The organism is Endozoicomonas sp. YOMI1 (assembly GCF_024606345.1).
Classification (GTDB): Bacteria; Pseudomonadota; Gammaproteobacteria; order Pseudomonadales; family Endozoicomonadaceae; genus Endozoicomonas.
In genome coordinates, this window is sequence record NZ_JAHHPM010000230.1 from 1 (window position 1) to 7468 (window position 7468).

A 7468-nucleotide genomic window follows, 5' to 3' on the forward strand; every position below is an offset into this window, starting at 1 on the left:
TTCAATTTCGTTTGCAGATTTTCAGCAAGTGCATGAAGGCGTTGTTGTTCCTCTTGAAGCTGGTAGTCATGCTCTCCTTCAGAAAGCAGAGAGATAAACTGCCTGGCTTTATGCAGGGTAAGCAGAGATTGCATAAGCAAGCCATAAATACGCTCCTTGCTGTTGTTTGGGAGGTTAAAAAGAATGGTTCCGGGTATGTCAAATACCGTCCCTTGAAGCAACTGAATGGTCAGCGGATTAAGGTTATCAATGAAGTGTTGCAGACTATCGTTCAGTAATCTGGTTTCTTCAGCAAACGACAAACACCATACCGGCTTATCAACGCCATGAACAGGAATAGCCAATCGTACTCTATCTCCATTTGTTACTCTGTCGTCAAAAAAGGCCATAAGTGCCAAGGATTTCATACCTGAATCACTGTCGTCAGGATAAATATAGAAAGCTTTTGATAGTTTAGTCTCCTGACATCCCGGGATTGGAAAGATGTGAAAGGTTTTCAAGGCTCCTAAATCCCTGTCAGCGTAAAGTGCTTGGTTAAGTGCGCTCAGCTCTTCAAAGAGTGTTCTGGCAGAGTCTTCTGTCGTGCAGATAATGTCAATATCATTGAATGATGAACAGCGGTTTTGTAAAAAACGCGCGTATGAACCGGTAATCAGAATGGTGGAATTGCTATAAGAATCATTGATTTTCTGCATAATATCCAGTGTTCTCAGCGTTAGCGCATTTAACTGCGGAGCCTGATGGTCCGATAAGGAAGGCTCTCTTCTAACGGCAACAGAAGCATTTCGCTGACTGGCAGAGGCTGCGTATCCGTCAGCACTATCATCCGGGTTGACCTGCTGGCCAGCCAACGACTGACCTTTCAGGTAACGTTTTGCGTTGAAGAGGGTTATCTCCACTGTGCCTCCCGGACTATCGAGGAAATCCTTATACACCTCATCCGGTGTGACCTGCTGGCCATTCAACGGCAGACCCCTCAGGCAACATTCCGCTTTAAAGCGGGCTATCGCTAATTTGTACTCGTTGTTTTGATCTGGCTGTCGGTTGAATTCCTGAACGACTTGATCCGGGGTAATTATTCTATTGTTATATGGCATGTGTCGTAAGCAAAGTTTTTGCAGGAAGAAGCCACTTCTGAGGGACGTTATATCATTTCCATAGGTGTTAAGTACAACAGCCGAGGTGATTTGACGTCCTTGTAATGGTTTTTTTTTCCAAAAGGCAACCTCAATGCTTCTACGTTCATCCACAGTGGTGGCTGTTTGTCTACAAGACTGATGGTTTGAGATTTCCCTACCGTTGAATGTACTTCTGGATCGGTCAGGACTCTCGCTTGAGCCGGCTTGTTGGTCAACACAGTCAGCAGGCTGTGGGTGGGAGTAGGTTGATGAAGTTGCTTTCATAATTTAACCCTGCACACCTGAACAATAAACACCGCCGTTTGACCGCAAAATAATTATTAGGTTCCATTCATAGTGACCTGCGCTGAGGGGACGGGAGGTGGACCGCTCATCATGCTAGTGATAGCCCGCAGCGGGCCATCAAGTCCAATACGGATCTCAGTTATTAAGCGTGCATCATCGCAAGCAGTGCTTTGATAAATTCCTTCTTATTGATCTGGTAATCATTAACAGGCTGACTTGTCGATAGCCAGTCGTTGACCCTGTGCTCAAAATCAGTACGGCAAACATGGCTGGTCAATTTCATTTGCAGATTCTCAGTAAGTGCATAAAGCCGTTGTTGTTCTTTTTGCAGCTGGTGAGTCCGGCAGTCAGGTTTTCCGGTTTTTCCTTCAGAGTGCAGGGCAATAAACTGCCTGGCTTTATTCAGAGTAAGCAGGCAGCGTAAAATCAAGCCATAAATACGCTCATTGGTATTTTGAGGGTTGTTAAAAAGAAGGGTTCGAGGTAAGGCAAATACTGCCCCTTTTTGTAACCGTTCTGTTAGCGGATCAAGGTTCTCAGTGAGGTATTCCAGCGTATCGTTCAGTAACCTGGTTTCTTCAGCAAACGACAAACACCATACCGGCTTCTCAACACCAGGGACATGAGCGGTCAATAGTGCAGCATTTTCATGGGCTACTCTGGGGTCAACACTGACCTGAAGCCCCATTGCTTTTATCCCGAAATCACCATCTTTAAGCTGAATATTGTAGGCATTGGGCAGTCTAATCTCCTGACACCCCTGGATTGGCCAGATGATGATGTTTTTGGGAATTTCTGAATCCCTGTCGGTGTTAAGTATCCGCAGCTTTTCAAAGAGTATTCTGGCCGATTTTTCTGTCGCGCAGATAATGTCAATATCATTAAATACTGAACACAGGTTCTGTAAAAAACGTGCGTAAGAACCGGTAATCAGAATGGGGGAATCGGTATAAGAACCATTGAGTTCCTGAATAATTTCCAGTGTTTTAAGCGTGAGCCTATTTAACTGCGGAACCTGCTTATTCAGGAAACCCGGTCCGCTTGACCATTGCGTCAGAGTGTGGTCCACAGTGGCGGTTGCTGCCTGAGTGGCAGACGTATTTTCTGTTTCATCCCGGTATCCCTTGACCGGATAAGGGAATGGGCACTCCTTACCAGGATTGGCAACAGAAAACTCATGTTGACTGGCAGAGGCTGTGTATCCGCGCGGATTGTTACTCCCCGGGGTAATGGCATCTTCCCGTTTAAGCAGTAACTCATCCACTATATTGGCTTCATTGGCTTCATAGCTGCATTGTTCAAACCAGCAGCCTAAAGCATGGCGCAGTTTGCTTGATTCAGGAAAATTCTGAAGACACTTCAGAACCTGATCCTTTTGGATTTGTCGTCCATTAACCCACTGGCTGGTGATATAGCAGTGTGCCAGGAAGAAGAAATGCAGGCGTGAGTTCTGAAATGAGCGCCTTAGTGTTTTGATGGATTGCGATACCTGTCCTGCTGACACGCTTTGATGATCAATTGACAGTTCATGCTGCATAGCCATGAATTTCAAAATACATTGCAGCCGATGTTGCTCATCGCCTTTGACCGATACGTTGTTTAAGATCTGCCAGGCCTCTTGCAGCAAATCCTGAGCTTCGTTGGTTTCATCGTACCTTTGAGATTGTTTCAGCCTTTGAATCAGATACTTGGTTTGCCTTGAAGAATGATCCCCGGGGACTTGATTAAATGCTTCTAATACGTCCTTGTTGACCAGATAGTTGCCATTCAATTTCCTCGCATTCAATGCCAGTTGAGAATAAAAAATAGCGCGTTGGAGCAATCTGCCACTGCGTTGATAATCCTTAATCACCACATCCGGAGCGACCTGCTGACCATTCAACGACAAACCCCTCAGGCAACATTTTTCCTTAAAGTGCGCCAGTCCCAGCTGGCCTTCCGGACTATCCGGGAAACCCTTAGCCACCGCATCCGGAGTGATTGGCTGGCCATTGAACACCAGGCCTCTCAGGCAACATTGTTCCTTAAAGTACGCTATCCCCAGTTTGCCTTCCGGACTATCCGGGAAATCCTTAATCACCCTATCCGCTGTGATCTTCTGGCCATTCAACAGCAGACCACTCAGGTAACATTTTTCCTGAAAGCGCGCTATCCCCAGTTTGCCTTCCGGACTATCCGGGAAATGCCTGACCACCTCATCCGCTGTTAGCTGCTGGCCATTTAACGCCAGGCCCCTCAGGTAACATTGTTCCTTAAAGCGTGCGATCCCCAGTTTGCCTTCCTGAGTATCCGGAAAATCCTTAACCACCGCATCCGGTTTGACCGGCTGGCCATTCAATAGAAAACCCCTCAGGCAACATTGTTCCTTAAAGCGCGCTAGCTCCAATGCTGCTCTGACTGCCTTAAAACCCTTAACCACCGCATCCGCTGTAACCGGCTTGCCATTCAACGCCAGGCCCTTCAGGCAACATTGTTCCTTAAAGCGCGCTATTCCCAGTCTGCCTGCCGGACTATTCGGGAAATCCTTAATCACCATATCCGGTGTGACTGGTTGGCCATTCATCAGCAGGCCTATCAGGCAACATTGTTCCTTAAAGCGCGCTATCCCCAATTTACCCTCCGGACTATCCGGGAAATCCTTAACCACCCCATCCGGTGTGGCCTGCTGGCCATTCAGCAACATGCCCCTCAGGCAACATTCTTCCTTAAAGCGCGCCAGTTCCAGTGTTGCCCTGACTGCCCGAAGATCCTTAACCACCACATCCGGTGTGACCGGCTGGCCATTCAACGCCATGCCCCTCAGGCAACATTCCGCTTTGAAGCGCGCTACGCCCAGTTTGCCTTCCGGACTATCCGGGAAAGCCCCAGCCACCGTATCCGCTGTGACCGGCAGGCCATTTAACATCAGGCCCCTCAGGCAACATTGTTCCTTAAATCGTGCCAGCTCCAGTGTTGTTGCCCTGGCTGCCTGAAAATCCTTAACGACCATATCCGGCTTGACCGTACGACCATTCACCATCAGGCTCCTCAGGCAGCATCGTTCCTTAAAGCGCGCCAACTCCAGTAATGCCTTGACTGCCTGAAAATCCTTAACCACCTCATCGGATGTGACCTGCTGGCCATTCAACACCCAGCCCATGAGGCAACATTGTTCCTTAAAGCGCGCCAGCTCCAGTGGTGCCCTGACTGCCTGATAACCCTTAACCACCGCATCCGGTGTGACCGGCTGACCACTCAACGCCAGGCTCCTCAGGCAACATAGTTCCTTAAAGCGCGCTCTGCCCAGTTTGCCTTCCGGACTATCCGGGAAGCCCTTAACCACCACATCCGTTGTGACCGGCTGGCCATTTAACAACAAGCCTCTCAGGCAACATAGTTCCTTAAAACGCGCCACCTCCAGTGTTGCCCTGGCTGCCTGAAAATCCTTAACCACGGTATCTGGTGTGACTGGCTGGCCATTTAACCGCAGGCCCTTCAGGCAACATCGTTCTTTAAAACGCGCCAGCTCTATTGTTGCTCTGGCTGCTTGAAAATCCTTAACCATCTCATCCGCTGTAATCCAAAGGCCATTTAACCGCAGGCCCCTCAAGAAGCATTGTTCCTTAAAGCGGGCCAGCTCCAGTGTTGCGTTGGCTGCCTGATAATCCTTAACCACCGCATCCGGTAAGACTCGCTGGCCATTCAACGTCAAGCCCCTCAGGCAACACCGTTCCTTAAAGCGGGCCAGCTCCAATGTTGCGTTGGCTGCCTGATAATCCTTAACCACCGCCTCTGGTGTGACTTGCTGGCCATACATCGGCAGGCCCTTCATGCAGCATTTTTCCCTAAAGCGGGCCAGCTCCAGTGCTGCGTTGGCTGCCTGATAATCCTTGACCACCGCCTCCGGTGAGACCTGATGACCATTTAATGCCAGGCCTCTCAGGCAGCATTGTTCCGTAAAGCGCGCCAGCTCCAGTGTTGCGTTGGCTGCCTGAAAATCCTTAACCACCATCTCCGGTGTGACCTGCTGGCCATGCAACGACAGACCTCTCAGACAACATTCCGCTTTGAAGCGCGCCAGCTCCAGTGTTGCGCTGGCTGCCCGGTAATCATGAACCACCGCCTCCGGTGAGACTTGCTGGCCATGCAACGACAAGCACTTCAGGCAACATTCCGCTTTGAAGCGTGCTATTGCCAGTTTGCTTTCCGGTCTATCCGGGAAACCCTTAACCACTGCATCCGGTGTGACCTGTTGACCATTCAGCTCCATGCCCCTCAGGCAACATCGTTCCTTAAAGCGTCCCAGCTCCATTGTTGCGTTGGCTGCCTGATAACCCTTAGCCACCGCATCCGATGTGACGCGCTGGCCATTCAACGCCAGGCCCCTCAGGCAACATAGTTCCTTAAAGCGTGCCAGCTCCAGTGTTGCGTTGGTAGCCTGATAATCCTTAACCACCGTATCCGGTGTGACGCGCTGGCCTTTTAATGCCAGGCCTCTCAGGCAACATTGTTCTTTAAAGCGCGCTATCGCTAATTGATATTTATTATTTGGACCTGGTTGCCGGTTGAATTCTTGAATGACCTGATCCGGGGTAACTTTTCTATTGCCATTTAAAATGTTCTGTAAGCAGAGCTTTTGCAGGAAGAAGCCACGTCTTAGAGAAGTCCTCTCTTTTCCATAGGCTTTAAGTACATCAGCCGACGTTATTTTACGTCCTTTTAATGGTTTTTTTTCCCAAAAGGCGTCTTCAAGATGTTTGGCCTCATCCGGAATTGAGGCTTTACCTCTATAAGACTGAGGGTTTGATACTCTTTTGCCGTTAAATGTACTTCTGGAGCGGTTTGGAACCCCACTCGATCCGGCTGGTTGAGCAACTCTGCCAGCAGGCTTTGCATGGTAGCGGCTTGATGCGGATGCTTTCAGAATAAAACCCTGCTGACTTGGACTATAAATTCCGCCATTTGACCTCAAAATGATTATTAGGTTCCTCTTCTGACTTTCAGGTAAAGGTGAAATTAAGACCTATTATTTAAACAGGGAACGTAGAAAATTAACGAGTTTATACGTGGTTCCATTTCGCTGATATCGACCTTTCGTCGCTGGAATAACGCGAGACAGGTCGATGTTGCCAAAAGCGTCAACGTCGGTTTGGAGTAATGCCCAGCCTTTCAGGACTATCCGGGTTAGGGTCTCTGTTACCTGGTCATAGTCAGACTGCTCAAGCGCATCTTTCCCAATGGCCCGGGCTATCTGGTAAGAGAAATCTGCATAATGCTGGGTGGATGACCAGAGCAGAAAAATAAGGTGCACAGGATCAACCGCATCCATTTTTCCCCGGTCAGACCATGACTTGAATACCTGTGCCCGTCCACGGAACCACTTCCGGTAATCCTCTCCAAAATACTCTGTGAGGTGCGGACCTCCATTGATGATCTCCTGGGCAAAGATTCTGGAGGCCAGGGGATTCTTCCGGGAGAACATGATTTTGGTATGGATATAGGCTGCCAACGCTTCTTCCGGGTCATCCTCGGGAGTCAGGCTGTTAAAGCTCTGATCCCATAGCTTAAGGATATGCGACAGAACGGCAGCATAGAGCGAGAGCTTATTGCTGAAGTAGTAGTGAACATTGGCTTTGGGCAGGTTTGCCCGTTCCGCGATGCGCTGCATGGTAGCGCCCTTGAAGCCATGGGTCACAAACTCCTGTTCAGCAGCGGCTAGAATGCTTTTTTTATTATTCGCCCGGATTTTCCCGGGACGGTATTTTTTCGCAACTGCGTCCATATGCTCATTCAATCCTGTTCGTGGTGGTAACCCCAGGTGATTGAGAGAAGTATTATTCCTGATACCGGTATGGCCAGGAGGGTGATGCCAAGCCGGTATGATACTTCAAAAGCAGCAGGTTTCGATATTACCAATGCACTTTTATCAGGCCCTGCCACACTCGTTCATGCCAGCCGCTTACGCCAAACTTGTTGTGCCAGTATCGATATATTCGGTGCCCACATAAACGGTAAGTAGTTGGCCAAATGGAATCGTATTTTCTGGCTAAGTGGGCAGTTACTAT

At 49.0% G+C, this 7468-nt stretch carries 3 protein-coding genes; all 3 read right to left on the reverse strand.

All coding sequences use genetic code 11. From position 1 onward, the window contains the following. Positions 1-1403, reverse strand: a 1403-nt coding sequence (locus KDK15_RS08055) for a hypothetical protein (RefSeq protein WP_257294844.1), incomplete at its 3' end; no start/stop codon positions are given. Positions 1404-1566: 163 nt separating this feature from the next. After that, the gene (locus tag KDK15_RS08060; RefSeq protein WP_257294845.1) at positions 1567-6375 is read right to left on the reverse strand and encodes a hypothetical protein; all 4809 of its coding nucleotides are present in this window, start codon (positions 6373-6375) and stop codon (positions 1567-1569) included. A gap of 54 nt (positions 6376-6429) precedes the next feature. Beyond that, positions 6430-7185 carry a TetR/AcrR family transcriptional regulator gene (locus KDK15_RS08065; protein ID WP_257294846.1) on the reverse strand — a complete coding sequence of 252 codons (756 nt, stop codon included), beginning with the start codon at positions 7183-7185 and terminating at the stop codon, positions 6430-6432. Positions 7186-7468: the final 283 nt, after the last annotated feature.

What these genes read in the sequence shown, in the direction of transcription:
- KDK15_RS08065 (WP_257294846.1), bottom strand. Translation starts at nt 7,185, where the DNA reads ATGGACGCAGTTGCGAAAAAATACCGTCCCGGGAAAATCCGGGCGAAT.